Raw genomic sequence first — 22,187 nt, 5'->3', positions numbered from 1 at the left:
AGGACGCCCACCCCCTCCACCACCCTTCGGGTGTCCCCCTCCCCGCAAGCGGGGAGGTTTTTCTTACGCCACCGGCCCGATCCGCTCGTCGGGCTCCAGCCGGATCAGCGGGCGCGCCCAGCCGCTGAGCTTTGCGAACAACCGCGGCACCACCGCATTCTCCTGCGCCCAGTTCCAATAGGCCTGATAGGCGGGGTCGGCGAGGAGATGCTTTTCCTCGGTCTTGGCACGCCAGTAATAGACGCCGCTGACCATCGCCAGCAGCACGGTGTTGCGCAGCCCCTCGGTCCAGCCGCCGCTGGTGACGAGGAAAGGCATCGCGCCGATCCACCAGCTCAGATTCTTCGAGAGGTACGCGGGGTGACGCGTATATTTATACGGCCCATGCGTCAGCACGCCGCGGTGCGTGAGGTTCGAGAAGCGGATGCCGAACGCCATCGTCGCCCAGCTGTAGATCGCGGTCAGCGAGACCAGCGCGACCGCCCAGACGATCATGATGCTGTCGTGCCCCTCGAGCCAGTAGCCCCAGTCCGATCCGTTCACCTGATAGTCGAGCGGGCCGCCGTTCATCAGGATGAAGGGCGGGTAGCAGACCAGCGCCGCGACCCACGCCATGCCATAGGGATTGGCGGTGCGGATGTGCGAATCGAGCGGCTTCAGCGTCAATATATAGCCGACGGTCGCGATATGGACGTCGACCAGATAGAGCAGATTGATCGCCCACAGCCCGGTCATATAGGGGTTGGCCAGCACCTCGGTCATCGACACCGTCACCAGCGCCGAAAAATTGCCGGGGACGATCGACAGCATGAAGGCGGTGAAGAAGCCCTTGACCGCCCAGGCGCGGAAATGATGGCCGATCGCGCGCCCGTCGACCGGCTGGCCCCCACCCGTTTTTTGGCTTGCGACGAGCCAGCGGCCGAACTGCCAGCAGCCATCGCGCGGCTCGACCATCCGTCGGTCGAGCCACAGCATATAGGGCACCGAGATCAGCAGCAGCCAGGGCGCGACACGCTCGAGCAGGTTCATCGAGAAAGCGTAATTGCCCTCCCAATAATAGCGCATCAGCGCATAGCTCAGCGCGATCAACCCCCAGGTCGTCCAGAGCCCGGCGAGCTTGGTCAGGCTGATGTCGATGGTCTCGCGCCACGGACGGCGCAGCGACCAGTCGATGCCGGTCGAGGGATTGCGGTGCACCTTGTCGACGAAGACCGACCACAGCACCATCGGGATCGCGCAGGCGAGCACGCTGGCGATCGCCGAATTGGGACCGCTGAGCGGCCCGTGATTGCCCCAGTCGACGCCGAGAAACGCCGCGATCTCGGGCGCGTAGCGGGCGACGAGCAGGTAGGAGAAGAGGCCGATCAGCCCGACGATGCCGACCCCCGCGCTGACCGCCGAACGCGGGCGCGCGGTGGATTTCGCGGGGGCTTCCACGGCCGATTCGGCGCCCGCGGGCACGGTCATTTTGGGCATGTGCGTCACGGTCTTCGCCCTAAGCGAAAATGGTAAGCAAGCCGTCAATATTACCGCATGATTCGCAGCGAAACCCCGCCAGAATGGCAGCTTTGGCGACCTTTGACACCGTTCACCGCACGCCCCTTTCGACTCGGCGCGAGTCACCGGGGAATGATTCGCGAGTCGCTGACACTGCTGATAAGGCGCGCATCATTCGGGGCGGAGGGCTCCACATAATAACAAGATGGGGTCGCCACTTGTCATCGAAATCGACGGGCCTGCGCCATTGGCGCCAGCGCTTCAATGCGCTGTTTCAGGACCATGAAATCTTCGTCCGAACGCACGGAAATGTGCGTTTCCTTCGCATCAGCGCCAAATTGCAGAAGCGCGTCGCCTTGATCGCCGCCGCAGTTCTGCTCGCCTGGGCCGGCGCGACCCTGGCGGTGCTCGTCAACCAGCTGCTCACCGCCGACGAACGCGCCGCGGTCGCGCAGCAGCAGGCCGCCGCCACCGCTTCCGAAAAGCGCATCGCGCAATATCGCGACCGCGTCGCCGAAACCGCCGCCGACCTCGAAGAGCGCCAGGCGCTGCTCGAAAATGTCGCGGAAAGTCATTTCGGTATCGATGCCGACGCGATGGCCGCCGAACCGGCCGCCGAAGGCGCAACGGCAGCGGCCAAGCCGCTCGAGACGACCGCGATCGACCCGAAGCTGCCCCCCGAGGCGCAGGCGCTCGCGCGGATCGAGGCGCGGCAGGAAAGTTTTGCGACCCGGCTGCTCACCGCGGTCAACACCCGCGCGGCCAATGCCGAAATGGCGGTCGCCAAGCTCGGTCTCGATCCCAAGGCGCTCGTCCGCAACGCCGCGGCCGGCCGCGGTGGTCCCTTCATCCCCTACAAGGGCCGGATGGGCCCAGCCAAGGCGCTCGGCCCGTCGTTCGCCGCGCTCGAAGGCGCGCTGTTCCGCATGGAAGTGCTCGAACGCACGCTCGTCGCCGTCCCCTCGGGCAACCCCGCCGACGTGCTGATGATGTCGTCGGGCTTCGGCTATCGCAGCGATCCCTTTACCGGCGCGGGCGCGATGCACGCGGGCCTCGACTTCCGCGGTCCGATCGGCACCCCGATCCTCGCCGCCGCGCCGGGCCGGATCGTGTTCGTCGGCCAGAAGTCGGGTTACGGCAATGTCGTCGAGGTCGACCATGGTCAGGGGATCTTAACCCGCTATGCCCACTTGTCGGGGTTCACCACCAGGGTGGGAACGCAGGTCGCCGCCGGAGAGCAGATCGCCAAGATGGGATCGACCGGCCGCTCGACCGGTAGCCACCTGCATTTCGAAGTTCGTTTGAACGGCGTCGCGGTCAACCCCCGCCGGTTTCTGGAGGCCAAAGCCGATGTTCTCGAAGTCAAAGACGACGCCCGACAGCGAGTCGGTTCCGTCGCCAGTGCTGCCCGCTAAGATGGCGACCGGCGCGCGTCATACGACCTTTTCGATCCTCGGGTCGGACGTGGTCGTCACCGGCAATGTCTCGGCCAGCGTCGACCTGCACGTCGACGGCAAGATCGACGGCGACCTGAAATGCGCCAACCTCGTCCAGGGCGAGGCGAGCGAGATCAAGGGCGCGGTCGTCGCCGAGACCGCGAAGATCGCGGGCCTCGTCGACGGATCGATCGAGGCCAAGACGCTGATCGTCCACGCCACCGCGCGGATCACCGGCGACGTCGTCTACGAGACGATCACGATCGAGAATGGCGGCAAGGTCGACGGCAAGCTGGCGCACCGCCGCCACGGCGCCGGTGCGGCCAAGGCGCCGCCGCCGCTCGAAGTCGTCGAGAACAAGTCGGCGTCGCTGGGTATCTGACCGCGCCGGCCGGCTCAGCTCGACAGCGCGCTTTCGCGGCTGGGGCCTTCGTCGGGCCGCGCCGCGATGCCCGTGCTGCGCTGGATGACCACGCAGTCGCGTCCGCCGCGCTTCGCATCGTAGAGCGCCTCGTCGGCGAGGCGGTAGAGCTGCTGGAAGTCGCTCGCGGGGCGCACCTCGGCGACCCCGACGCTGGCGGTGACGATGCGCTCGCCGATCGCCGCGCGATGGTCGCAGGCGGCGATGCCCCGCCGGACGCTTTCGGCGAAGCGCGCGAGCACCATGCCTTCCATGCCGACGGTCAGCAGCCCGAACTCCTCGCCGCCCAGCCGCGCGACGGTGCACATCGGCCCCTCCCAGCGCGCGATCCGCCGTCCGACCTCGCACAGCACTTCGTCGCCCGCGTCGTGGCCGTGGATGTCGTTGATCGATTTGAAGCGGTCGATGTCGACGAGCAGCAGCGCCGCGGGCAGCGCGTCGGCGCGCGCGCGTTCGAGCAGCGGCGTCACGCTGTCGACGAAGCCGCGCCGGTTGGGTAGCCCGGTCAGCGGATCGCGCCGCGCCAGCTGCTGCGCCAGCGCCTCCGACGCGCGCGCGCTGTCGCGTTCGACGCGCAGCTTGGCGAGCCGCCGTGTGGCGGAGGCCGAAAGCCACAAAGCCTGCCACGTCGCCGCCGCGAGCACGAGCAGCTTCGACCCGCCGCCCCACACGCTGTCGTCGACGTCGACGATATGGATGAAGGCGAGCACCGCCATCGGCAGGCACCAGGCGGCGAGGAAGTCGCGCGCCTCGACCGACCCGCGGCGCCACGCCCAGCCGAGGCATAGCGCCACCGCGACCAGATCGGCGACGACGATCAGCCCCAACAGCTCGCCCCAGCCGGCGAGGCTTTCGCTGCGGATCAGCGCGAGCGGCACCCCGATCGCGCCGACGATGGCGCCGAGCAGCAGCGCGCCGCTGCACAGCCAGCGCGGCACGACGCTGCGCTCGATCGCCAGCACCGCGCTGGCGGTGGCGATCGCGATGGCGAGGCAGGCGAGCAAGGTCGCGAGCTGCGCCGACACCGTGCCGGCGAGCCCGGGGAAGAGCGCGAGATGCGCCTGCGACCAGAGCGCGCCCCAGATCAGCATCGTTCCCGACCAGGCGGCCTGCCAGGCGAGATATTGGCGGCGCACCGCGACCGCGAGGGACAGGCTGTAGATGCCGCTGACGAGCAGCAGGGTCAGCGCCGCGCCGACGCCGACCGCCATGCCGGTCGACTGGACCACCGCCGCGTCCTTCGGCAGCAGCCGGGCGCGCATCAAGCCATAACTCGCGAGCCGGTCGAAGCGCATCGTCACCGAGCTGAGCTTCACGCCGCGCTCGGGCGCCTCGAACAGAATCTGGCCGCCGGCGCGCCAGTGTGATCCATAGTCGCCCTGCCGCACCTCTTGCCAGCGCGTCTGGCCGTCGGCGTAAGTGAAGGCGACCGCCAGCCGGTCGAAGCGCGTCTGGTGGACGAGCAAGGCGAGGTCGCCGCGCGCGATCGACAGCCGCGCCGGATCGGTGCGCAGCCAGAGGCTGGCGCGATGATAGTCCGCGGGCGTGCCCGTGCACGAGAAGCGCAGCGCCGCGAGGCTCTGGTCGGGGACGTCGGTGCCGCTGATGATGTGGCAGAGCTTGCCCTCGCCGTTCAATGTCACCGCCTTCGCCGGCACCGCCGCGAAGGCGAACACAAGCAGCGCGAGGCCGAGCAGCAGCCGGCCGCAGAGCTTCGCCAAGGGATCGCCCGCCACGGTCATCGCTATGCTATCGCACCAATAGGTTGGAAAATCTCTACCATCGCAGCGCGCGCTTTTCCGTCTCAGTCCCGGCCCGGGCGGCCGACGCGCATCGCGACGTGCACGCGATCGCCGAGCCCGACCCCTTCGGCCTTCTGCACCGCGACCTTGACCGGCAGCAGATAAGTGCCGCCGCGCGGGAAAAGCGAGGTCGCGAATATGGTCGCGCCGATCGTCGCGATCACCGGGACGACGCCCCAGCCATAGCTTTCGGAGAGCGCGGCATAGCGGATCCCGGCGACATGGTCGTCGGGGACGGGCGCGAAGAGGAAGGGCGCTGGGCCGCGCCATTCGACGATCACGGTGTCGAAAACGATCTCGTGCATCAGCTGCGCGGCGCCTGGCGCCGATAGCTCAAGGCCTCGGCAATATGGATGCGCCCGATGCTCGTCGCGCCGGCAAGGTCGGCGATGGTCCGCGCGACGCGCAGGATGCGCGTATAGCCGCGCGCCGAGAGGCGCATCGCCTCCGCCGCCTGCGCGAGCAACTGGCGCCCGGGATCGTCGGGGGTCGCGACCGCTTCGAGCAACTCCCCGTCGATCTCGGCGTTGGTGCGCGCCCGGTGCCCCGCATAGCGCGCCGTCTGGACTTCGCGCGCCGCGGCGACACGCGCGGCGACCTCGGCGCTGCCCTCGGCGGGGGGCGGCAGGACGAGGTCGGCGGCGCGCACCGCCTCGACCTCGACATGCAGGTCGATGCGGTCGAGCAGCGGCCCCGACAATTTCGCCTGATAGTCGGCGGCGCAGCGCGGCGCGCGGCTGCACGCGAGCGCGGGGTCGCCGAGATGGCCGCAGCGGCACGGGTTCATCGCCGCGACCAGCTGGACGCGCGCCGGAAAGGTGACATGGGCGTTGGCGCGCGCGACGCTGACCTCGCCCGTCTCGAGCGGCTGGCGGAGCGAATCGAGCACCGCGCGCTGGAACTCGGGCAATTCGTCGAGGAAGAGCACGCCCAGATGCGCGAGGCTGACCTCGCCCGGACGCACGCGCAGCCCGCCGCCGACGAGCGCGGGCATCGAGGCCGAGTGGTGCGGGGAGCGGAAGGGCCGCGCGCGGACGAGCCGCCCGCCCTCGAGCGTGCCCGCGACCGAGGCGATCATCGACACTTCGAGCGCCTCGGCGGGGGTCAGGTCGGGGAGGATGCCGGGCATGCACGCCGCCATCAGCGACTTGCCCGCGCCCGGCGGCCCCGACATCATCAGATTATGCGCGCCCGCGGCGGCGATTTCGAGCGCACGCTTGGCGGTCTCCTGTCCCTTGACCTGCGCCAGGTCGGCGCCGCGCACCGGCGCCTCGACCTCGCCCGGGACCGGCGCGGCGAGCAGCGCGCTGCCGCGGAAATGGTTGAGCAGCGAGAGGAGGTCGGGCGCGCCGAGCACCTCGACCTGCCCCGCCCACGCCGCCTCGGGCCCCTGCGCGGCGGGGCAGACGAGCCCGCGCTCGACGCTGGCGGCGTGGATCGCGGCGAGCAGCACCCCGGGCGAGGGCGCGACGCGGCCGTCGAGCCCGAGCTCGCCGACCACCACATAGGAGGCGAGAGTCTCGGGATCGATCACCCCCATCGCGCCGAGCAGCGCGAGCGCGATCGGCAGGTCGTAGTGCGAGCCTTCCTTGGGCAGGTCGGCGGGCGACAGGTTGACGGTGATGACCTTGGGCGGGAGCGACAGGCCGATCGCGGCGATCGCGGCGCGCACACGCTCGCGGCTTTCGCCGACCGCCTTGTCGGGCAGCCCGACGACGACGAAGCGCGGCACGCCGGGGGTGATCTGGCACTGCACCTCGACCCCGCGCGCGTCGATGCCGAGATAGGCGACGGTGGAAACGATCGCGACCATGATACCCCCTGAAGCAAGCCCCGGTCCCCGACCGATGTGCCTGCTTTGTTCCCCATGCCTTTTTACGGCAAGCGGCGGGAAGGTCGAGTCTTTTTCGGCATTTGTATCGACTGCCTGTAGATTGGTGTCGGCTTTGGGGTGGAGAGCGGACGCTTGGCAGCGCGCTCAACAAGCGTTCTTCGAGGCTGATGGGGCGTGATTCTTGTTTCGCACAAAGACACAAAGACACGAAGATGACAGTTCGCGGCCGAAAGGCCGCCTTCTCCTCGACGTCGATCCTTCAACGAGATCGAAGGAGTAAAGCCGCTTCGCGACAGGCACGACATCTTCGTGTCTTTGTGTCTTTGTGCGAGATCAAACTCACCAACGTCAGCGCACGTCGCCTTCGTTGCTGTGTCCGCAATCGCCCGAAAACCGTCATTCCGGCGCGGCGCCCGCGACCGATATCATCACCTCGTCGCCAGCCCGCGGAGACACAGCGCAGCGTGAGGTTCTTGCATGCCCGATTTCGCATTTGACAACATACCAACTAGTCGGTATGTTGATTCGCATGACGACGACACCCACCCCTCCCGTTCCGCTGCCGATGGGCCGGCCGGCCCGCGGCAACGCCCGCGCCAAGCTGATCGCCGCGGCGCACAGCACGGTGCGCAAGCAGGGCTATGCGGCGACGAGCGTCGACGAGATCTGCGCCGCCGCGGGCGTGACAAAAGGGGCCTTCTTCCACCATTTCGCGTCGAAGGAAGCGCTGGCGGTCGCGGCGGCCGAGGGCTGGACCGAGCGCGCGCGGCCGATGTTCGAACTGGCGCCGCACAACCGCCTCGACGACCCGCTCGACCGGCTGCTCGGCCATATCGATTTCCGCCTGGCGATGCTCGACGGGCCCACCGAAGATTACACCTGCTTCGTCGGCACGATGGTGCAGGAGGCCTATTCGACGAACGATCGCATCCGCGCCGCGTGCGAGGCGAGCATCAACGCCTATTGCCAGGCGCTGGCCCCCGACATCCAGGCCGCGATCGATGCCTATGGCACGCCCGAGGACATCAGCGCGATCGGGCTCGCCCAGCATGTCCAGTCGGTGCTGCAGGGCGCCTTCGTCCTGGCCAAAACGACGAACGACCCGGCGATTGCCCGCGGCACCGTCACCCATCTGAAGCGTTATGTCCGGATGCTGTTCGGACGCGGCTGAAGAGATTTGAAGAACGATTTTCAACGAGAGGAGTGCCCACGGATGTCCGATACCCCCAAGATGATCTTCGTGAGCCTGCCGGTCGCGGACCTCGCCAGGTCGAGGGCCTTCTACGAGGCGCTGGGCTTCACCAACGAGCCCCGTTTCAGCGACCACACCGGCGCCGCCATGATGTGGTCGGACACGATCGTCGTGATGATCCTGACCCACGAAAAGTGGAAGGGCTTCACCGACCGCCCGATCCCCGATCGCGGCTCGAGCGAGGTGTCGCTTGCACTCGCATTGGGCAGCAAGGAAGCCGTCGATGCGATGCTCGAGGCCGGCGCCGCAAATGGCGGCACCGCCGACATCAATCCGGTCCAGGATCATGGCTTCATGTACGGCCGCGACCTTCTGGACCCCGACGGCCACGTCTGGGGCCCCTTCTGGATGGACCCCGCGGTCGCCAATGGCGAGACCCCCGTTCCGGAAGTCAGCGCCTGACCACCCCACCACCCCCCAAAGGAGAAAGACGATGCCCCAGATGATTTTCGTGAACCTGCCGGTCACCGACCTCGACAAGTCGAAGGCCTTCTACGAGGCGGTCGGCGCGGCCAACAACCCCGCCTTCACCGACGAGACCGCCGCGTGCATGGTGGTCGAGGAAGGATCGATCCACGTCATGCTGCTGACGCATGAAAAATGGGCGACCTTCACCTCGAAGACGATCCCCGATGCCCACACGACGGCGCAGGTGCTGATCTGCGTCTCGGCCGACAGCCGCGAGGCGGTCGACGGGCAGGTCGACAAGGCGGTCGCGGCGGGCGGCAAGGCCGACCCGACCCCGACGCAGGACTTCGGCGGCTTCATGTACGGCCGCAGCTTCGAGGATCCCGACGGCCATATCTGGGAAGTGATGTGGATGGACCCGACCGCGATCCCCGCCGGCGAACCCGCCGAAGCCGAAGCCTGACAAAGCCAAAGGGAGGAGGAAGAGCATGACCGATGCAGTCCCCACCAAGGGTCAGTCGATCACGGGCCGCGTCTTGAGCGGCGTGGTGATCCTCTTCCTCCTCTTCGACGCCGGGCTCAAGCTCGCGTCGCCCGAAACCGCGATCAAATACAGCCCGCCGGGCCTCGGCTGGCCGCTCGAGGTGGGCACCATGCATCTGCTCGGTACGCTGCTGCTGATCCCGACCTTGCTCCATATCTGGCCGCGCACGAGCATCCTCGGCGCGATCCTGATCACCGGCTATCTCGGCGGCGCGATCGCGACGCATGTCCGCATCAACAGCCCGCTGTTCAGCCACAGCCTGTTCGGGGTCTATCTGGGCCTGATGCTGTGGGGCGGGCTGTGGCTGCGCGATCCGCGCGTCCGCGCGCTGATCCCCTTTTCGAAAGGGCCCGCGGCATGAGCTTCCAGGCCTATATGGACAATATCGAGGCCAAGACCGGCAAGTCCCCCGACGCGCTCACGGCCATCGCGATCGAAAAGGGCTTCGCCGACGACGCGGGCCTCGCCCCCGGGGTCAAGGCAGGCGCGGTGATCGACTGGCTGAAGACCGATTTCGGCCTGGGCCACGGCCACGCGATGGGGCTCGTCGCCTATCTCAAAGGCAAGCGGAGCTAGACTCCGTCAAGCAATCAAGAGGACAGTCTTATGACCTATCGCTCTTCCCCTCCGTACCTGACCCCGGCACTCGCGCTGCTCGCGACCGCCAGCGCCTTCGCCATGCTGCCTGCGCCGGCAGCGGCCGCGACTGCGGCACCGCCCGCCGCATCCGCTCCCGCCGCAGCGCAAAGCGGGTACGCCGATGTGAACGGCACAAAAATCCATTATCAGGTGCAGGGCGACCTCAAATCGGGCCGGACCCCGCTGCTGGTGCTGCACGGCGCCTTCATGTCCGCCGACGCGATGAAGCCGCTCAGCGAACCGTTCGTGGCGAGCCGCCCGGTGATCGCGATCGACGCGCGCGGCCATGGCCGCTCGGGCGGGGTCGACGGCAAGCTCAGCTATGACCTGATGGCCGACGATGCCGCCGCGGTGCTCGCGAAGCTCGGCGTCGGGAAAGCCGACGTGTTCGGCTATTCGATGGGCGCATCGACCGCGATCGCGCTCGCGGTGCGCCACCCCGATCGCGTCGGCAAGCAGGTGATCCTGTCGGGCACCGCGCGGCTCGACGGCTGGTATCCCGAGGTGCTGGCAGGGATTTCCCAGCTGACCCCCGAGATCTTCGCGGGCAGCCCGATCGAGAGCGGTTACAAGAGCCTGTCGCCGACGCCCGAGAAATTCCCGCAGCTGGTCGCCAATATCAAGGCGATCGACGCGACGGACTTTGCCTATTCGGACGAGCAACTGCGCGCGATCCCGGGCAAGACGATGGTGATCATCGGCGACGCCGACGGCGTCACCCTCGACCATGCGATCCATCTGTTCAAGCAACGCGGCGGCGGCGATATCGCCGCGGCGACACAGGGTTTTATGACCACGGCGCCCAGGGCGCGGCTGGCGATCCTGCCCGCGACCTCGCACATCGGCATCATGGCCGAAGCCCCCGCGATCGCGGCGATGGTCACCGCCTTCCTCGACGACAAGGCGCCGCCCCCGCCATCGTTCTGACGCGGTTCCCGTTTCATCGTCATCCCGGCGAAGGCCGAGATCTCGACGGAGCCGAAGGAAGCAAGGATGAGATCCCGGCCTGCGCCGGGATGACGAAAGAGAAAGAAGCGAAAGGAGACCAGGATGTCCGTCAACCCCAATGCCAATATCGAAGTCACCGCCTTCGACTGGGTCCCCGATTTCGCGCGCGGCTTCGTCCGCGACCTCCGCCCGCGCTGGGCGTGCGAGGAGATCGGGCTCGATTATGCCGAGCATCTGATCAGCGCGATCAACCGCCCCGCCGACCATTTCCTGTTCCAGCCCTGGGGCCAGGTGCCGGTGCTCAACGACGGCGGCATCCGCCTGTTCGAGAGCGGCGCGATCCTGCTCCACCTCGCCGAAAAGGACGAACGGCTGATGCCGCGCGATCCCCAGGCGCGTGCGAACACGCTCGCCTGGCTGTTCGCCGCCTATAACAGCGTCGAACCGATGCTGTTCGAGCTGGGCAATGTCGACATCTTTGCCAAGGACGAGGAATGGGCGCAGCTGCGCCGCCCCAGCCTGATCGAGTTCATCCAGGGCCGGCTCGGCCGCCTGAACGATGCGATGGGCGACAAGCACTATCTGGCCGGCGAGTTCACCGTCGCCGATATCGCGATGGCGACGGTGCTGCGCGAGGCGGTCGAGGCCGGGCTGATCGCCGAGCAGCCGCGGCTGCAGGCCTATCTCGACCGCTGCTTGGCGCGGCCAGCGTTCCAGCGCGCGCTCGACGCGCAGCTTTCCGCCTTCAGCGAAGAAGCGGGACCGCCCGCCTGACGAGAAAAGCCCCTCCTCTTCAGAGGAGGGGGGTGTCGGGCCGGTCGTGCCCCCAGCACGACCTGAACAGTCCGGGGGACTGTTCACCCGACGCCGGTGGTGCACGCCGCTGAAGGAGCACCACCCCGCTGCGACTAGCGAGCAAGCTCGCAAGTCTCGCTGCCCCTCCTCTTCAGAGGAGGGGATGTAGAGGGGGCAGAAGGAGAGAGAAGATGACCTATGTAGAAGGATTTGTCGCCGCGGTGCCCACCGCCAACAAGGACGTTTATTACAAGCATGCCGCCGACGCAGCGCCGCTGTTCAAGGAATTTGGCGTGAGCCGCATGGTAGAATGCTGGGGCGACGACGTCCCCGACGGCAAGGTCAACGACCTGAAAGGCGCGGTGCAGGCGAAACCCGACGAGACCGTCGTGTTCAGCTGGTTCGAATATCCCGACAAGGCGACGCGCGACGCCGCCAACCAGAAGATGATGAGCGACCCCCGGATGCAGAGCATGGGCACGGACATGCCGTTCGACGCGAAGCGGATGATCATCGGCGGCTTCGATTCGATCGTCGACGACCGGGCCGAGGGTGAGACCGGTTATGTCGACGGCTATGTCGTGCCCGTCCCCGACGGCAACAAGGAAGCCTATCGCAAGCTGGCGCAGAAGGCATCCGAAGTGTTCCGCGACTATGGCGCGACCCGCGTCGTCGAGGCGTGGGCCGACGATGTCCCCGACGGCAAGGTCACCGACTATGCCCGCGCCGCGCACAAGAAGGACGGCGAGACCGTGGTCTACAGCTGGGTCGAATGGCCCGACAAGGAAACGCGCACCGCCGGCTGGGAAAAGATGATGAAGGACGAGCGGATGCAGCCTGATCCGAACGACCAGACCTTCGACGGCAAGCGCATGATCTACGGCGGCTTCGAGCCGATCGTGATGGCGTGAGCCGTTTCCTCCCCATCGACTTGCGATGGGGAGGATAGAAAGGAAACCCGATGACCGGCAAGCATCCCACCGAAAGGCGCCTCGCGTCGTGCCGCTGCGGCACGGTGACGCTGGAGCTGACCGGCGCGCCGATCGTCGCGGCGACCTGTTATTGCCACAGCTGCCAGGCGGCCGGGGCGGCGTTCGATGCGCTCCCCGGTGCGCGCGCCGACGCGCCGGGCACGCTCGGCGCCGACGGCGGCACGCCCTATCTCTTGATGCGCAAGGACCGTGTGGCCTGGCTGTCGGGGTCGGGCGAGCTGGAGGAACATCGGCTCAAGCCCGATTCGCCGACGCGGCGCTTCGTCGCGCGCTGCTGCCAGTCGCCGGTCGCGCTCGAGTTCACCAAGGGCCATTGGCTGAGCGTCTATGCGGCGCGGATCCCCGAGGCGGGACGCCCGCCCGTCGAGATGCGGACGATGGTCAAGGAACGGCCCGAAGGGGTCGAACTGCCAAGCGATGCGCTGAATTACGACGGGCATTCGGGCCGCTTCATGTGGCGGCTGCTGACCGCGTGGGCGGCGATGGGATTCCGCGCGCCGCCGGTCGAGGCGATGAAGGGATATGGCCGATGAGCACCGAGCGCATCGAGATCGAGAATATCGCGAGCCCCGGGCATGTGATGCGCGTCGACAAGGCCAAATATAACGCGATGAAGGACGCGCTGCTCGCGGTGGTGCCGGACGCCGCACCCGGGATGACCGTCGCCGAGATCAAGGCCGGCGTGCTGCCGCACCTGCCCGAGGCGCTGTTTCCCGGCGGCGCCAAGGCGGGCTGGTGGCTCAAGGCCGCGCAGCTCGACCTCGAGGCGAAGCGCGTGATCGCGCGCGCGAACACCAAGCCGCTGCGGCTGCACAAGATGTGACGAAGGACGTTCGAGCTTTGCGAGGAGAGAGACGATGACCGACGCATCCAATTTCATCTGGTACGAACTGATGACCACCGACCCCGAAGGCGCGGCGCGCTTTTACGGACCCGTCGTCGGCTGGACGATCCCCGACACCGGCGAGCAGACCGCGGGCGGCGTCGACTACCGCATGATCGTCCGCAGCGACGGCGGCAACGCCGGCGGCGTGCTGACGCTGAGCGCCGACATGCTCGCCGGCGGCGCGCGGCCCTTCTGGATCGGCTATCTCCACGTCGCCGACGTCGATGCCGAAATCGACGCGATCAGGGCCGACGGCGGCAGCGTCCAGATGGGCCCGATGGACATCCCCGTCGGGCGCATCGCGATGGTCACCGACCCGCAGGGCGCGCCCTTCTATATCATGGACCCGACCCCGCCGCCGGGATCGGAGGGCATGGAGAGCGACGTCTTTTCGGTCACCGAGGCGCAGCATATGCGCTGGAACGAACTCGCCACCAGCGACCCCGACGCCGCGATCGCCTTCTACACGAAGCATTTCGGCTGGGGCCAGGAGGGCGAGATGGATATGGGTCCGATCGGCGCCTACCGCTTCCTCCAGCGCGGCGATATCGGCCTCGGCGCGGTGATGCCGCTGATGGAAGGCTATCCGGTGCCGGCGTGGAATTTCTACATCGGCGTCGAGGATATCGACCGCGCGCGCGCCGCGGTCGCCGCGAACGGCGGCACGATCACCAACGAACCGGTGGAAATCCCCGGCGGCGAATATGCGATGAACGCGATCGACCCGCAGGGCGCGCCCGTCGGCTTCGTCGGCCCGCGCAAATGATCTAGCCCCTCCCCTTCAGGGGAGGGGTTGGGGTGGGGTCTGTCGGCGTAGCGCAAGGCTGCAAAACCCCACCCGCTGCGACCAGGCAGCAAGCTGCCAAGTCTCGCTGCCCTCCTCTGAAGGGGAGGGCGAGAAAAGAGGAGAGAGACGATGACCAAGACCCCGATGACCCTGTGCCTGTGGTACGAAGGCGACGCCGAGGAAGCGGCGGCCTTTTATGCCGAAACCTTTGCCGACAGCAAAGTCGGCGCGATCAACCGCGCGCCGGCGGATTCGCCGGGCGGCAAGGAAGGCGATGTCCAGACGGTCGAGTTCACCCTGCTCGGCACGCCGTGCGTCGGCCTCAACGGCCCGCCGATCTTCAAGCATAATGAATCCTTCTCGTTCCAGGTACACACCGATACGCAGGAGGAAACCGACCGGCTGTGGAACGCGATCGTGGGTAACGGCGGGCAGGAAAGCGTGTGCGGCTGGTGCAAGGACAAATGGGGTCTGTCGTGGCAGATCACCCCGCGCGCCCTGCTCGACGCGACGACCGGCAGCGACCGCGCCGCCGCGAAGCGCGCCTTCGAGGCGATGATGCGGATGAAGAAGATCGACATCGCGGCGGTCGAGGCCGCGGTGCGCGGCGAAGCGGTCGCCTAGACCGCATAGTCAAAGAGGAAGAGAGACGATGGAAGGCCAAAAGAACCAGGGGCCGACGAGCGGCCTGACCCCGCATATCGCGATCGCCGACAAGCGCGGCGCCGAGGCGATCGACTTTTACGTCAAGGCGTTCGGCGCGACCGAACAGATGCGCATGCCCGCACAGGACGGCGTGCGGCTGATGCACGCGCATCTGACGGTCAACGGCGCCTCGCTGATGATGCACGACGATTTCCCCGAATATACGGGACACGCAATGGGCGCGCCGACGGGGGTGACGATGCACCTGCACGTCGACGACACCGACACATGGTATAACCGCGCGATCGCCGCCGGCGCGACGTCGACGCTCGAACCGCACGATGCTTTCTGGGGGGACCGCTATGCCCAGGTGAAAGATCCGTTCGGCCATCTCTGGTCGATCGGCGGGCCCATCAAAGGAGGGACGAAATGAGCAACGGAACCGAAGCCGTGACCATGTGCCTGTGGTACGACAAGGACGCCGAGGCCGCGGCGAAATTCTATGCCGCGACCTTCCCGAACAGCGAATTCATCGCCGCGACGCGCGCGCCGAGCGATTTCCCCGACGGCAAGGAAGGCGATGTGCTGACGGTCGAGTTCACCGTGATGGGCATCCCCTTCATCGCGATCAACGGCGGCCCGGCGTTCAAGCAGGATGAAGCGTTCTCCATTGTCATCAACACCGACACGCAGGAAGAGACCGACCGTTACTGGAACGCGATCGTCGATAATGGCGGCGCCGAGAGCATGTGCGGCTGGTGCAAGGACAAATGGGGGGTCAATTGGCAGATCACCCCGCGCGTGCTGACGCAGGCGATGACCAACCCCGATCGCGCCGCGGCGAAGCGCGCAATGGACGCGATGATGGGGATGAAGAAGATCGACATCGCCGCGATCACCGCCGCGCTGAAGGGCGAAACCGTTGGCGCGGCGTAGCCCGGCGCTCTTCGCCTGGGCCCTCTGCGGCACGCTCGACATCGTCTATGCGGCGGTGTCGAGCGTGGTGCAGGGCGGCACCGTCTCGTCGATGCTCCACGCGGTCGCGAGCGGGCCGTTCGGGGACGGCGCGCGGCAATGGGGCGTGGCCGGCGACATCGCGGGGCTGGCGACGCATTTCGCGATCATGGGCGCGATGGTCGCGGCCTGGTTCTTCGTCGCACGGCGCTGGCCGGCGCTCACGGCATGGCCCTGGTGGCTGACCGGCACGCTCTATGGGCTGCTGCTCTACGTCATCATGAACGGCGTGGTGCTGCCGCTGCGCTTCGGCTCGCCCTTTCCGCCGGCCGACCTCGTCAAGGGCGCGATCGCGCTGTTTCCGCACATTTTCTTCGTCGGCTGGCCGCTCGCCTGGCTGACGCGCAGGGAAAACCGCTGATGCTGATCTTCTATGGCCACCCCTTCTCTTCCTACACCTGGAAGGCGCTGATCGCGCTCTACGAGAAGGATATCGCCTTCGACTATCGCTCGGTCGATCCCGCTTTTCCCGACCATATGCCCGAGCTCAGGGCGCATTGGCCCGTCGGGCAATTCCCGCTGATCGTCCACGACGGCGTGCCCTGGTTCGAATCGTCGATCATCATCGAATATCTCGACCGGCTGGTCGCCGAACCGCGGATGATCCCCGAGGATCCCGACGCGGCGCTGAAGGTGCGGCTGTTCGACCGCATCTTCGACCATCATGTGATGGGCCGGATGCAGGCGGTGGTCGCCGACGCGATCCGCGGACCCGACCATCATTCCCCGATGATCGTCGACCAGGCGAAGGCCGCGCTCGGGACGATCTACGCCTGGCTCGACAAGGAGCTGGCGGGGGGCGGCTGGGCGACGCCTTATGGCTTCACCCTCGCCGATTGCGCCGCGGCGCCGTCGCTTTTCTACGCCGACTGGGTGCACCGGATTCCCGAGCAATTTGAGAATCTCCGCGCCTATCGCGCGCGCCTGCTCGCGCATCCGACGGTCGCGCGCTGCGTCGAGGAGGCGCGGCCGTATCGCGCCTATTTCCCGCTCGGCGCGCCGGATCGGGATTAAGTCCGGCCTATATTTTGATCGTCATCCCGGCGAAGGCCGGGATCTCGCCGGCGCAGCATGACGATAGGGTGAGATCCCGGCCTCCGCCGGGATGACAATCCAGTTAAGAAACGCCATAACCCGCCGTCCCGAAATGGCACGCCAGCCCCCTGGTTAATGAACCGCTGACATTGCCGCTTTGCCAATTGGCAAGCGCGCACGCGCGAAGGCGGGGACATGATTTCGGTCTCGGCCCTCGTCCGCACGCTGATCGTCGCGATGTTCGCGTCGGTGCTGGCGTTCGCGCCGGCGCGCGCGCAGCAGGCGGGCTTCACCACGGTCACCACGACGGTGACGTGGAGCTATTCCGACGGCGACGGCGACAGCGATTTCATCGACGAGGATGCGGCGCTGCTCGACGACGAAGCGCTCGCGAGCGACGACGATGCTGAGGCTTCTGATGGCGCGACGCGGCGCTATGCGCCGTCGGCGCATCTCGCGACGCTCGGCCGCGCGAAAGCGGTCTACGGCCCCTTCTCGGTGATCGACGGTACGACGGTGCGCATGGCGGGCGACGTCGACGGCGCGACTCCGCGCCAGTTCGCCGCGATGCTCGCCGCGCATCCGGGGCTGAAGCGGCTCGAGATGATCGACTGCCCCGGCAGCCTCGACGAGGACGCGAACCTGATCCTCGCCCGCGCGATCCGTCGTGCCGGCATGGAGACGGTGGTGCCCGCGGGCGGCTCGGTGCGCTCGGGCGCGGTCGAGCTGTGGATGGCGGGGGTCAGGCGCAGCGCCGCCCCCGACGCCGAGTTCGGCGTACACAGCTGGGCCGACGAATATGGCCGCGAGGCGCGCGACTATCCCGCGAACGATCCGGTGCACGCCGAATATCTGGGTTACTATCGCGAGATGGGCCTCGACGACGCCAAGGCGCGCGCCTTTTACGCGATGACCAACGCCACGCCGTTCGACGACGTCACCTACCTCACGCGCGACGACATGGCGCGCTATGTGGCCTTGAACTGAGAAATTAGTGGCCCGCCCAATCCTCCCCACTTGTGGGGAGGTGGCAGCGCGCAGCGCTGACGGAGGGGGCTCGCGTCCTTGCGCAGCGCCGCTTCAGGCAGCTAACCCCCTCCACCACCTTCGGTGGTCCCCCTCCCCGCAAGCGGGGAGGATCTTGTCGGCAATGGGACTCTCCCACCGTCCTATCCTTGTAACACGCCAACCCCCTCCCCACATCGCCCGGCATGGCGAAGCGGAGCCTCTACCAGCGGATGCGGACCAATGCGCAGGTGCGCACCGCGCTGTTCGCGCTCGGCATCGTGCTGATGATCGTCGCCGTCGTCATCGGGCCGCTGCCCGGCCCCGGCTTCCTGATCGTCTTTCCCGTCGGGCTGATGCTGTGCCTGCAGAACAGCGCCTGGGCGAAGCGCGTCTATGTCCGTTTCAAGCGGCGGCACCCGCGCTACGCCGGCTGGACCGACCGCGTGATGCGGCGCACGAGCGCGGCGCGGCGACGCGCGCGCGAAGCGCTGGAGACCGAGGTTAAAGCCGCCGTGCCCGACCGCCGCGATGACAATTGACTTTCGCCCGAATCCTGCTTATTCGCGCCCCCATCAGTGGCCGCCCACGTTTGGCGGCCCTTTTCTGTTAAAGCCTTTGACGAGAATTAGGGACAACCGCGATGAAGCGTACCTTTCAACCGAGCAACCTCGTGCGCGCCCGTCGCCACGGTTTCCGCGCCCGCAAGGCAACGGTTGGCGGCCGCAAGGTTCTCGCGAACCGTCGCGCCCAGGGCCGCAAGAAGCTGTCGGCCTGATCGCTGACGCTTCTGCGCCAGTTTTGCTGGTGCGAACGCTTTCAAAACGCAGCGAATTCCTGGCCGCCAACCGCGGCCTTCGCTTCCCCATGCCCGGCTTCGTGCTGCTCGTCCGCGTACGCGACGACAACGATGATGCGATGGGCATCGGCTATACCGTCAGCAAGAAGGTCGGCAATGCCGTCACGCGCAACCGGATGAAGCGCCGGCTGCGCGCACTTTGCCGCGCCGCGCTGCCCGAATCGGGGATCGCGGGCGCCGACCATGTGCTGATCGGGCGGCCGGGCGGCAACGACATCGTCTTTGCCGAGCTGGGCGAGCAGCTTACCAATGCGCTGATGCGCGCCGCGAAGAAGCTGGCCCGGGGAACCCGCGAATGAACGGCGCCCGATTCCAGTGTGAAGTTGCGCGGATTCCCGCGGATTTTCGATTCGCCCTCTCCCCTTCAGGGAAGAGGATAGCGCCGCTTGCTCCGTCAGGAGCTAGCGAAGCTTGGAGAGGGGAACGACGGCCGATGTCGCAAGCCCTACTCCAACTCCGGCTGGGCGCTCCGCGCCAAGCCTCCATATCCTCTCCCCTGAAGGGGAGAGGGCATTGGCGGTCAACCCGAATCGCGAATGAAGTTGCGCGGTTTTCCGGGCTTTCCATATGATCGCCCGGCTGCTCATCCTGATCGCGCGCGGCTGGCAATTGGGTCCGTCGCGCCTCCTGCCGCCGACGTGCCGCTACGCCCCCTCGTGCAGCGCCTATGCCATCACCGCGCTTGGGCGCTATGGTGCGATCAAGGGTGGCTGGCTCGCGACAAAGCGGCTATTGCGCTGCCACCCATGGGGCGGTCATGGCCATGACCCGGTTCCCTGAAACAGCATTTTCCCGACATCAGATGATAAGAGAGACCGAAGAGCGTGGACGACAAGCGTAACTGGATCACGGCCTTGCTGCTGTCGGCGGCCATCTTGTTCGGCTGGGGCTATGTGTCGGATAAATTCTTCCCGACCCCCGCCAAGCCCGACGTGACCAGGACGGTCGCGGGCACGAACGGCGCCCCGGCGGCCGGCACCGCCCCCGCCGCCGCGCCCGACGGCGTTCCTCCCGCGGCCCCGGGCACGGTTGCCGCGCCGGGCGCGCCTGCCGCCTCCGCGGCGCCGGCGACCCGCCCGGTCGAAGCCGTGCTCGCCGAGGGTCCGCGCCTCGCGATCGAGACGCCGACGATCAACGGGTCGATCAACCTGGTCGGCGCGCGGATCGACGACATCACGCTCACCAAATATCGCCAGACGATCAAGAAGAACGCCCCCGCGGTGCGCCTGTTCGCCCCGGCGGGGACCAAGGGTGCCTATTTCGCGACAACCGGCTGGTCGGCGCAGGGCATCGCGGTGCCGACCGCGACGACGCTGTGGACCGCGAACGGTACCCGCCTGACCCCGACGACCCCGGTCTCGCTGAGCTGGGCGAACACCACAGGCCAGACTTTCCGCATCGATTACAGCATCGACAATGCTTATCTGATCACCGCGAAGCAGACTGTGATCAACGCCGGCGGCGCGCCGATCGTCGTGCGCAGCGGCACCTATATCGACCGCACCGGCATCCCGACCGATCCGCACGAGGTCGACAGCTGGACGATCCATGTCGGCCCGACCGGCTATCTCGACGCCAAGTCGAACTTCACCAACTATGGCGAGCTGGACGATGCGCCGAATCGTACCGTGTCCTATTCGTCGGCCGGCTGGCTGGGCTTCACCGACAAATATTGGCTCGCGGCGGTCATCCCGGCAAAGGGCGAGAAGGTGTCGGCGGCGTTCAACGCGCTCGGCAACACCAGCTACCGCGCGGCCTTTGCCAGCGAACTGACACAGCTCGCCCCCGGCCGCCAGATCGCGATGACCAGCCGCATCTTCGCCGGCGCGAAGGAGGTCGCGACGCTCGAACGCTATCAGGACGACCTCGGCATCACGCGCCTGTCGAACGCGATCGACTGGGGCTGGTTCGAATTTTTCGCGGTGCCGATCTTCAAGCTACTCGACTGGCTGTTCCGCCAGCTCGGCAATTTCGGCGTGGCGATCATGGTGCTGACCCTGATCATCCGCCTGCTGATGTTCCCGATCGCCAACAAGCAGTTCGCGTCGATGGCGCAGATGCGCGTCGTCCAGCCCAAGATGAAGGCGCTGCAGGACCGCTATAAGGACGACAAGCCGAAGATGCAGCAGGAGCTGATGAAGCTCTACAAGGACGAGAAGATCAACCCGCTCGCGGGCTGCCTGCCGATCCTGATCCAGATTCCGATCTTCTATGCCCTCTACAAGGTGCTGATGCTGACGATCGAGATGCGGCACCAGCCGTTCATCCTGTGGATCAAGGATCTGTCGGCGCAGGATCCGGCGATGATCCTGAACCTGTTCGGTTACCTGAAGTTCACCCCGCCGTCGCTGCTCAGCATCGGCGTGATGGCGGTGATCCTGGGCGTCACCATGTGGCTGCAGTTCCGCCTGAACCCGCCGCCGACCGACCCGGTGCAGGCGCAGGTGTTCAAGATCATGCCGTGGATGTTCATGTTCATCATGGCGCCCTTCGCCGCGGGGCTGCTGCTCTACTGGATCACCAACAATATCCTGTCGATCGCGCAGCAACAGTGGATGTACCGCAAATTCCCGGCGCTGAAGGCGGCGACGGCGAAGTGAGCGACGAACAGCCCGCACCGGGAGCCGACCCCGAGCGCCCCGAGCGAGCGCGCAAGCTGTTTTCGGGGCCGATCGCCTTCCTGAAATCGGCGCCGGCGCTCGAGCATCTGCCGGCGCCGTCGATGCCCGAGATCGCGTTCGCGGGCCGGTCGAACGTCGGCAAGTCGTCGCTGCTCAACGCGCTGACCAACCGCAACGGGCTGGCGCGCACCTCGGTGACGCCGGGGCGGACGCAGGAGCTCAACTATTTCGACGTCGGATCGCCCCTGGTGTTCCGGCTGGTCGACATGCCCGGCTATGGCTTCGCCAAGGCGCCCAAGGACGTCGTCAGGAAATGGCGCTTCCTGATCAACGATTACCTCCGCGGGCGGCAGGTGCTCAAGCGCACCTTGGTGCTGATCGACAGCCGCCACGGGATCAAGGACGTCGACCGCGACGTGCTCGAGATGCTGGACACCGCGGCGGTGAGCTATCGCATCGTGCTGACCAAGGCCGACAAGGTGAAGGCGACCGAACTGGCGCGCGTGCTCGGCGAGACCGAAGCCGAGGCGCGCAAGCACCCCGCGGCGCACCCCGAGGTGATCGTGACGAGCAGCGAAAAAGGCATGGGCATCGCCGAACTGCGCACCGCGGTGCTGGAGGCGGTGGAGAGTTAGTTATCCTCTCCCCTTGCGGGAGAGGATAGTGCAGGTTGCGGACCCTGTCCGCTACCGGAACTTGGAGAGGGGTTGCGGCCCGACGGGCCGCGCGAGCCACGGCTCGCATCACCCTCTCCCAGCTTCGACTAG

Annotated in this window: 29 protein-coding genes; 25 read left to right on the top strand and 4 right to left on the bottom strand. The window is 67.1% G+C overall.

The window, feature by feature from the left end:
• Positions 1-63: 63 nt before the first annotated feature.
• A complete protein-coding gene (locus AC1RNQ_RS20970) occupies positions 64-1,467 on the bottom strand; it encodes a methyltransferase family protein (RefSeq protein WP_493174418.1) in 1,404 nt (467 codons plus the stop codon).
• 341 nt (positions 1,468-1,808) lie between these two features.
• Here AC1RNQ_RS20970 and AC1RNQ_RS20965 point away from each other — a divergent pair, with 341 nt between their 5' ends.
• Complete coding sequence (locus AC1RNQ_RS20965) at positions 1,809-2,912, top strand: M23 family metallopeptidase (protein WP_493174370.1); 1,104 nt, start codon at positions 1,809-1,811, stop codon at positions 2,910-2,912.
• Between the two features lies 1 nt (position 2,913).
• On the top strand, positions 2,914-3,315 hold the full coding sequence (locus tag AC1RNQ_RS20960) for a bactofilin family protein (protein WP_493174416.1): 402 nt from the start codon (positions 2,914-2,916) through the stop codon (positions 3,313-3,315).
• Positions 3,316-3,329: 14 nt separating this feature from the next.
• Here the strand turns inward: AC1RNQ_RS20960 and AC1RNQ_RS20955 are convergent, their stop codons facing one another.
• From AC1RNQ_RS20955 to AC1RNQ_RS20945, 3 genes are all read right to left on the bottom strand, one after another.
• Positions 3,330-5,096, bottom strand: coding sequence for a sensor domain-containing diguanylate cyclase (locus tag AC1RNQ_RS20955; protein ID WP_493174368.1), 1,767 nt, complete (start codon positions 5,094-5,096; stop codon positions 3,330-3,332).
• 62 nt (positions 5,097-5,158) lie between these two features.
• Positions 5,159-5,461 carry a DUF1905 domain-containing protein gene (locus AC1RNQ_RS20950; protein ID WP_493174366.1) on the bottom strand — a complete coding sequence of 101 codons (303 nt, stop codon included), beginning with the start codon at positions 5,459-5,461 and terminating at the stop codon, positions 5,159-5,161.
• A complete protein-coding gene (locus AC1RNQ_RS20945) occupies positions 5,461-6,969 on the bottom strand; it encodes a YifB family Mg chelatase-like AAA ATPase (protein ID WP_493174364.1) in 1,509 nt (502 codons plus the stop codon). The genes AC1RNQ_RS20950 and AC1RNQ_RS20945 overlap by 1 nt, the downstream gene beginning before the upstream one ends.
• Positions 6,970-7,519: 550 nt before the next feature.
• Here AC1RNQ_RS20945 and AC1RNQ_RS20940 point away from each other — a divergent pair.
• The 23 genes from AC1RNQ_RS20940 to yihA all read left to right on the top strand — a co-directional run bounded on the left by AC1RNQ_RS20940 (position 7,520) and on the right by yihA (position 22,055).
• The gene (locus AC1RNQ_RS20940) at positions 7,520-8,161 is read left to right on the top strand and encodes a TetR/AcrR family transcriptional regulator (protein ID WP_493174362.1); all 642 of its coding nucleotides are present in this window, start codon (positions 7,520-7,522) and stop codon (positions 8,159-8,161) included.
• A gap of 42 nt (positions 8,162-8,203) precedes the next feature.
• On the top strand, positions 8,204-8,644 hold the full coding sequence (locus AC1RNQ_RS20935; protein WP_493174360.1) for a VOC family protein: 441 nt from the start codon (positions 8,204-8,206) through the stop codon (positions 8,642-8,644).
• A 31-nt stretch (positions 8,645-8,675) separates the two neighbouring features.
• The gene (locus AC1RNQ_RS20930) at positions 8,676-9,113 is read left to right on the top strand and encodes a VOC family protein (protein ID WP_493174358.1); all 438 of its coding nucleotides are present in this window, start codon (positions 8,676-8,678) and stop codon (positions 9,111-9,113) included.
• A gap of 25 nt (positions 9,114-9,138) precedes the next feature.
• The gene (locus AC1RNQ_RS20925; RefSeq protein ID WP_493174356.1) at positions 9,139-9,555 is read left to right on the top strand and encodes a DoxX family protein; all 417 of its coding nucleotides are present in this window, start codon (positions 9,139-9,141) and stop codon (positions 9,553-9,555) included.
• Positions 9,552-9,770 carry a DUF4287 domain-containing protein gene (locus AC1RNQ_RS20920; RefSeq protein WP_493174354.1) on the top strand — a complete coding sequence of 73 codons (219 nt, stop codon included), beginning with the start codon at positions 9,552-9,554 and terminating at the stop codon, positions 9,768-9,770. Before AC1RNQ_RS20925 ends, AC1RNQ_RS20920 begins: the two co-directional genes overlap by 4 nt.
• A gap of 30 nt (positions 9,771-9,800) precedes the next feature.
• Positions 9,801-10,760 carry an alpha/beta fold hydrolase gene (locus tag AC1RNQ_RS20915; protein ID WP_493174352.1) on the top strand — a complete coding sequence of 320 codons (960 nt, stop codon included), beginning with the start codon at positions 9,801-9,803 and terminating at the stop codon, positions 10,758-10,760.
• A gap of 123 nt (positions 10,761-10,883) precedes the next feature.
• Positions 10,884-11,555: a glutathione S-transferase family protein gene (locus AC1RNQ_RS20910; RefSeq protein WP_493174350.1), complete on the top strand. Its 672-nt coding sequence runs from the start codon at positions 10,884-10,886 to the stop codon at positions 11,553-11,555.
• A gap of 212 nt (positions 11,556-11,767) precedes the next feature.
• Positions 11,768-12,487 (top strand): DUF1428 domain-containing protein, encoded by a 720-nt coding sequence (locus AC1RNQ_RS20905; protein ID WP_493174348.1) that lies wholly within the window; start codon positions 11,768-11,770, stop codon positions 12,485-12,487.
• A 50-nt stretch (positions 12,488-12,537) separates the two neighbouring features.
• The gene (locus tag AC1RNQ_RS20900; RefSeq protein ID WP_493174346.1) at positions 12,538-13,101 is read left to right on the top strand and encodes a GFA family protein; all 564 of its coding nucleotides are present in this window, start codon (positions 12,538-12,540) and stop codon (positions 13,099-13,101) included.
• Complete coding sequence (locus AC1RNQ_RS20895; RefSeq protein ID WP_493174344.1) at positions 13,098-13,391, top strand: DUF6958 family protein; 294 nt, start codon at positions 13,098-13,100, stop codon at positions 13,389-13,391. Before AC1RNQ_RS20900 ends, AC1RNQ_RS20895 begins: the two co-directional genes overlap by 4 nt.
• Before the next feature lie 34 nt (positions 13,392-13,425).
• Entirely contained in the window at positions 13,426-14,220 is a 795-nt protein-coding gene (locus tag AC1RNQ_RS20890) for a VOC family protein (protein WP_493174342.1), read from the top strand.
• Positions 14,221-14,370: 150 nt separating this feature from the next.
• On the top strand, positions 14,371-14,865 hold the full coding sequence (locus tag AC1RNQ_RS20885) for a VOC family protein (RefSeq protein ID WP_493174340.1): 495 nt from the start codon (positions 14,371-14,373) through the stop codon (positions 14,863-14,865).
• Between the two features lie 28 nt (positions 14,866-14,893).
• A complete protein-coding gene (locus tag AC1RNQ_RS20880) occupies positions 14,894-15,319 on the top strand; it encodes a VOC family protein (protein WP_493174338.1) in 426 nt (141 codons plus the stop codon).
• Entirely contained in the window at positions 15,316-15,822 is a 507-nt protein-coding gene (locus AC1RNQ_RS20875) for a VOC family protein (protein ID WP_493174336.1), read from the top strand. The genes AC1RNQ_RS20880 and AC1RNQ_RS20875 overlap by 4 nt, the downstream gene beginning before the upstream one ends.
• Positions 15,809-16,261 carry a hypothetical protein gene (locus AC1RNQ_RS20870; protein WP_493174334.1) on the top strand — a complete coding sequence of 151 codons (453 nt, stop codon included), beginning with the start codon at positions 15,809-15,811 and terminating at the stop codon, positions 16,259-16,261. Before AC1RNQ_RS20875 ends, AC1RNQ_RS20870 begins: the two co-directional genes overlap by 14 nt.
• Positions 16,261-16,914, top strand: coding sequence for a glutathione S-transferase family protein (locus AC1RNQ_RS20865; protein ID WP_493174332.1), 654 nt, complete (start codon positions 16,261-16,263; stop codon positions 16,912-16,914). Before AC1RNQ_RS20870 ends, AC1RNQ_RS20865 begins: the two co-directional genes overlap by 1 nt.
• 216 nt (positions 16,915-17,130) lie before the next feature.
• The gene (locus AC1RNQ_RS20860) at positions 17,131-17,922 is read left to right on the top strand and encodes an alpha/beta hydrolase (RefSeq protein ID WP_493174330.1); all 792 of its coding nucleotides are present in this window, start codon (positions 17,131-17,133) and stop codon (positions 17,920-17,922) included.
• 224 nt (positions 17,923-18,146) lie between these two features.
• Positions 18,147-18,482 (top strand): PGPGW domain-containing protein, encoded by a 336-nt coding sequence (locus tag AC1RNQ_RS20855; RefSeq protein ID WP_493174328.1) that lies wholly within the window; start codon positions 18,147-18,149, stop codon positions 18,480-18,482.
• A 101-nt stretch (positions 18,483-18,583) separates the two neighbouring features.
• On the top strand, positions 18,584-18,718 hold the full coding sequence (rpmH, locus tag AC1RNQ_RS20850; RefSeq protein WP_037517054.1) for a 50S ribosomal protein L34: 135 nt from the start codon (positions 18,584-18,586) through the stop codon (positions 18,716-18,718).
• 29 nt (positions 18,719-18,747) lie between these two features.
• Positions 18,748-19,098, top strand: coding sequence for a ribonuclease P protein component (rnpA, locus tag AC1RNQ_RS20845; protein WP_493174325.1), 351 nt, complete (start codon positions 18,748-18,750; stop codon positions 19,096-19,098).
• Positions 19,099-19,366: 268 nt separating this feature from the next.
• A complete protein-coding gene (gene yidD, locus AC1RNQ_RS20840) occupies positions 19,367-19,579 on the top strand; it encodes a membrane protein insertion efficiency factor YidD (protein WP_493174323.1) in 213 nt (70 codons plus the stop codon).
• 44 nt (positions 19,580-19,623) lie between these two features.
• The gene (yidC, locus tag AC1RNQ_RS20835; RefSeq protein WP_493174321.1) at positions 19,624-21,399 is read left to right on the top strand and encodes a membrane protein insertase YidC; all 1,776 of its coding nucleotides are present in this window, start codon (positions 19,624-19,626) and stop codon (positions 21,397-21,399) included.
• Positions 21,396-22,055, top strand: a complete 660-nt coding sequence (gene yihA, locus AC1RNQ_RS20830; RefSeq protein WP_493174319.1) for a ribosome biogenesis GTP-binding protein YihA/YsxC — start codon at positions 21,396-21,398, stop codon at positions 22,053-22,055. Before yidC ends, yihA begins: the two co-directional genes overlap by 4 nt.
• Positions 22,056-22,187 lie beyond the last annotated feature (132 nt).

The sequence above is a fragment of the Sphingopyxis sp. GW821-FHT12F08 genome, assembly GCF_058806755.1.
This window is presented reverse-complemented; position numbering and strand designations above follow the sequence as displayed.

Excerpts from the sequence above, each read along its gene's own strand:
- AC1RNQ_RS20895 (WP_493174344.1), top strand. The coding sequence starts at position 13,098 with ATGAGCACCGAGCGCATCGAGATCGAGAATATCGCGAGCCCCGGGCAT.
- yidD (WP_493174323.1), top strand. The coding sequence starts at position 19,367 with ATGATCGCCCGGCTGCTCATCCTGATCGCGCGCGGCTGGCAATTGGGT.
- AC1RNQ_RS20970 (WP_493174418.1), bottom strand. The coding sequence starts at position 1,467 with ATGACCGTGCCCGCGGGCGCCGAATCGGCCGTGGAAGCCCCCGCGAAA.
- AC1RNQ_RS20940 (WP_493174362.1), top strand. The coding sequence starts at position 7,520 with ATGACGACGACACCCACCCCTCCCGTTCCGCTGCCGATGGGCCGGCCG.
- AC1RNQ_RS20905 (WP_493174348.1), top strand. The coding sequence starts at position 11,768 with ATGACCTATGTAGAAGGATTTGTCGCCGCGGTGCCCACCGCCAACAAG.
- AC1RNQ_RS20860 (WP_493174330.1), top strand. The coding sequence starts at position 17,131 with ATGATTTCGGTCTCGGCCCTCGTCCGCACGCTGATCGTCGCGATGTTC.
- AC1RNQ_RS20900 (WP_493174346.1), top strand. The coding sequence starts at position 12,538 with ATGACCGGCAAGCATCCCACCGAAAGGCGCCTCGCGTCGTGCCGCTGC.
- AC1RNQ_RS20945 (WP_493174364.1), bottom strand. The coding sequence starts at position 6,969 with ATGGTCGCGATCGTTTCCACCGTCGCCTATCTCGGCATCGACGCGCGC.
- AC1RNQ_RS20890 (WP_493174342.1), top strand. The coding sequence starts at position 13,426 with ATGACCGACGCATCCAATTTCATCTGGTACGAACTGATGACCACCGAC.
- AC1RNQ_RS20910 (WP_493174350.1), top strand. The coding sequence starts at position 10,884 with ATGTCCGTCAACCCCAATGCCAATATCGAAGTCACCGCCTTCGACTGG.
- AC1RNQ_RS20920 (WP_493174354.1), top strand. The coding sequence starts at position 9,552 with ATGAGCTTCCAGGCCTATATGGACAATATCGAGGCCAAGACCGGCAAG.
- AC1RNQ_RS20855 (WP_493174328.1), top strand. The coding sequence starts at position 18,147 with ATGGCGAAGCGGAGCCTCTACCAGCGGATGCGGACCAATGCGCAGGTG.
- AC1RNQ_RS20875 (WP_493174336.1), top strand. The coding sequence starts at position 15,316 with ATGAGCAACGGAACCGAAGCCGTGACCATGTGCCTGTGGTACGACAAG.
- AC1RNQ_RS20925 (WP_493174356.1), top strand. The coding sequence starts at position 9,139 with ATGACCGATGCAGTCCCCACCAAGGGTCAGTCGATCACGGGCCGCGTC.
- AC1RNQ_RS20865 (WP_493174332.1), top strand. The coding sequence starts at position 16,261 with ATGCTGATCTTCTATGGCCACCCCTTCTCTTCCTACACCTGGAAGGCG.
- AC1RNQ_RS20950 (WP_493174366.1), bottom strand. The coding sequence starts at position 5,461 with ATGCACGAGATCGTTTTCGACACCGTGATCGTCGAATGGCGCGGCCCA.
- AC1RNQ_RS20960 (WP_493174416.1), top strand. The coding sequence starts at position 2,914 with ATGGCGACCGGCGCGCGTCATACGACCTTTTCGATCCTCGGGTCGGAC.
- AC1RNQ_RS20880 (WP_493174338.1), top strand. The coding sequence starts at position 14,894 with ATGGAAGGCCAAAAGAACCAGGGGCCGACGAGCGGCCTGACCCCGCAT.
- AC1RNQ_RS20955 (WP_493174368.1), bottom strand. The coding sequence starts at position 5,096 with ATGACCGTGGCGGGCGATCCCTTGGCGAAGCTCTGCGGCCGGCTGCTG.
- AC1RNQ_RS20935 (WP_493174360.1), top strand. The coding sequence starts at position 8,204 with ATGTCCGATACCCCCAAGATGATCTTCGTGAGCCTGCCGGTCGCGGAC.
- AC1RNQ_RS20930 (WP_493174358.1), top strand. The coding sequence starts at position 8,676 with ATGCCCCAGATGATTTTCGTGAACCTGCCGGTCACCGACCTCGACAAG.
- AC1RNQ_RS20915 (WP_493174352.1), top strand. The coding sequence starts at position 9,801 with ATGACCTATCGCTCTTCCCCTCCGTACCTGACCCCGGCACTCGCGCTG.
- rpmH (WP_037517054.1), top strand. The coding sequence starts at position 18,584 with ATGAAGCGTACCTTTCAACCGAGCAACCTCGTGCGCGCCCGTCGCCAC.
- AC1RNQ_RS20885 (WP_493174340.1), top strand. The coding sequence starts at position 14,371 with ATGACCAAGACCCCGATGACCCTGTGCCTGTGGTACGAAGGCGACGCC.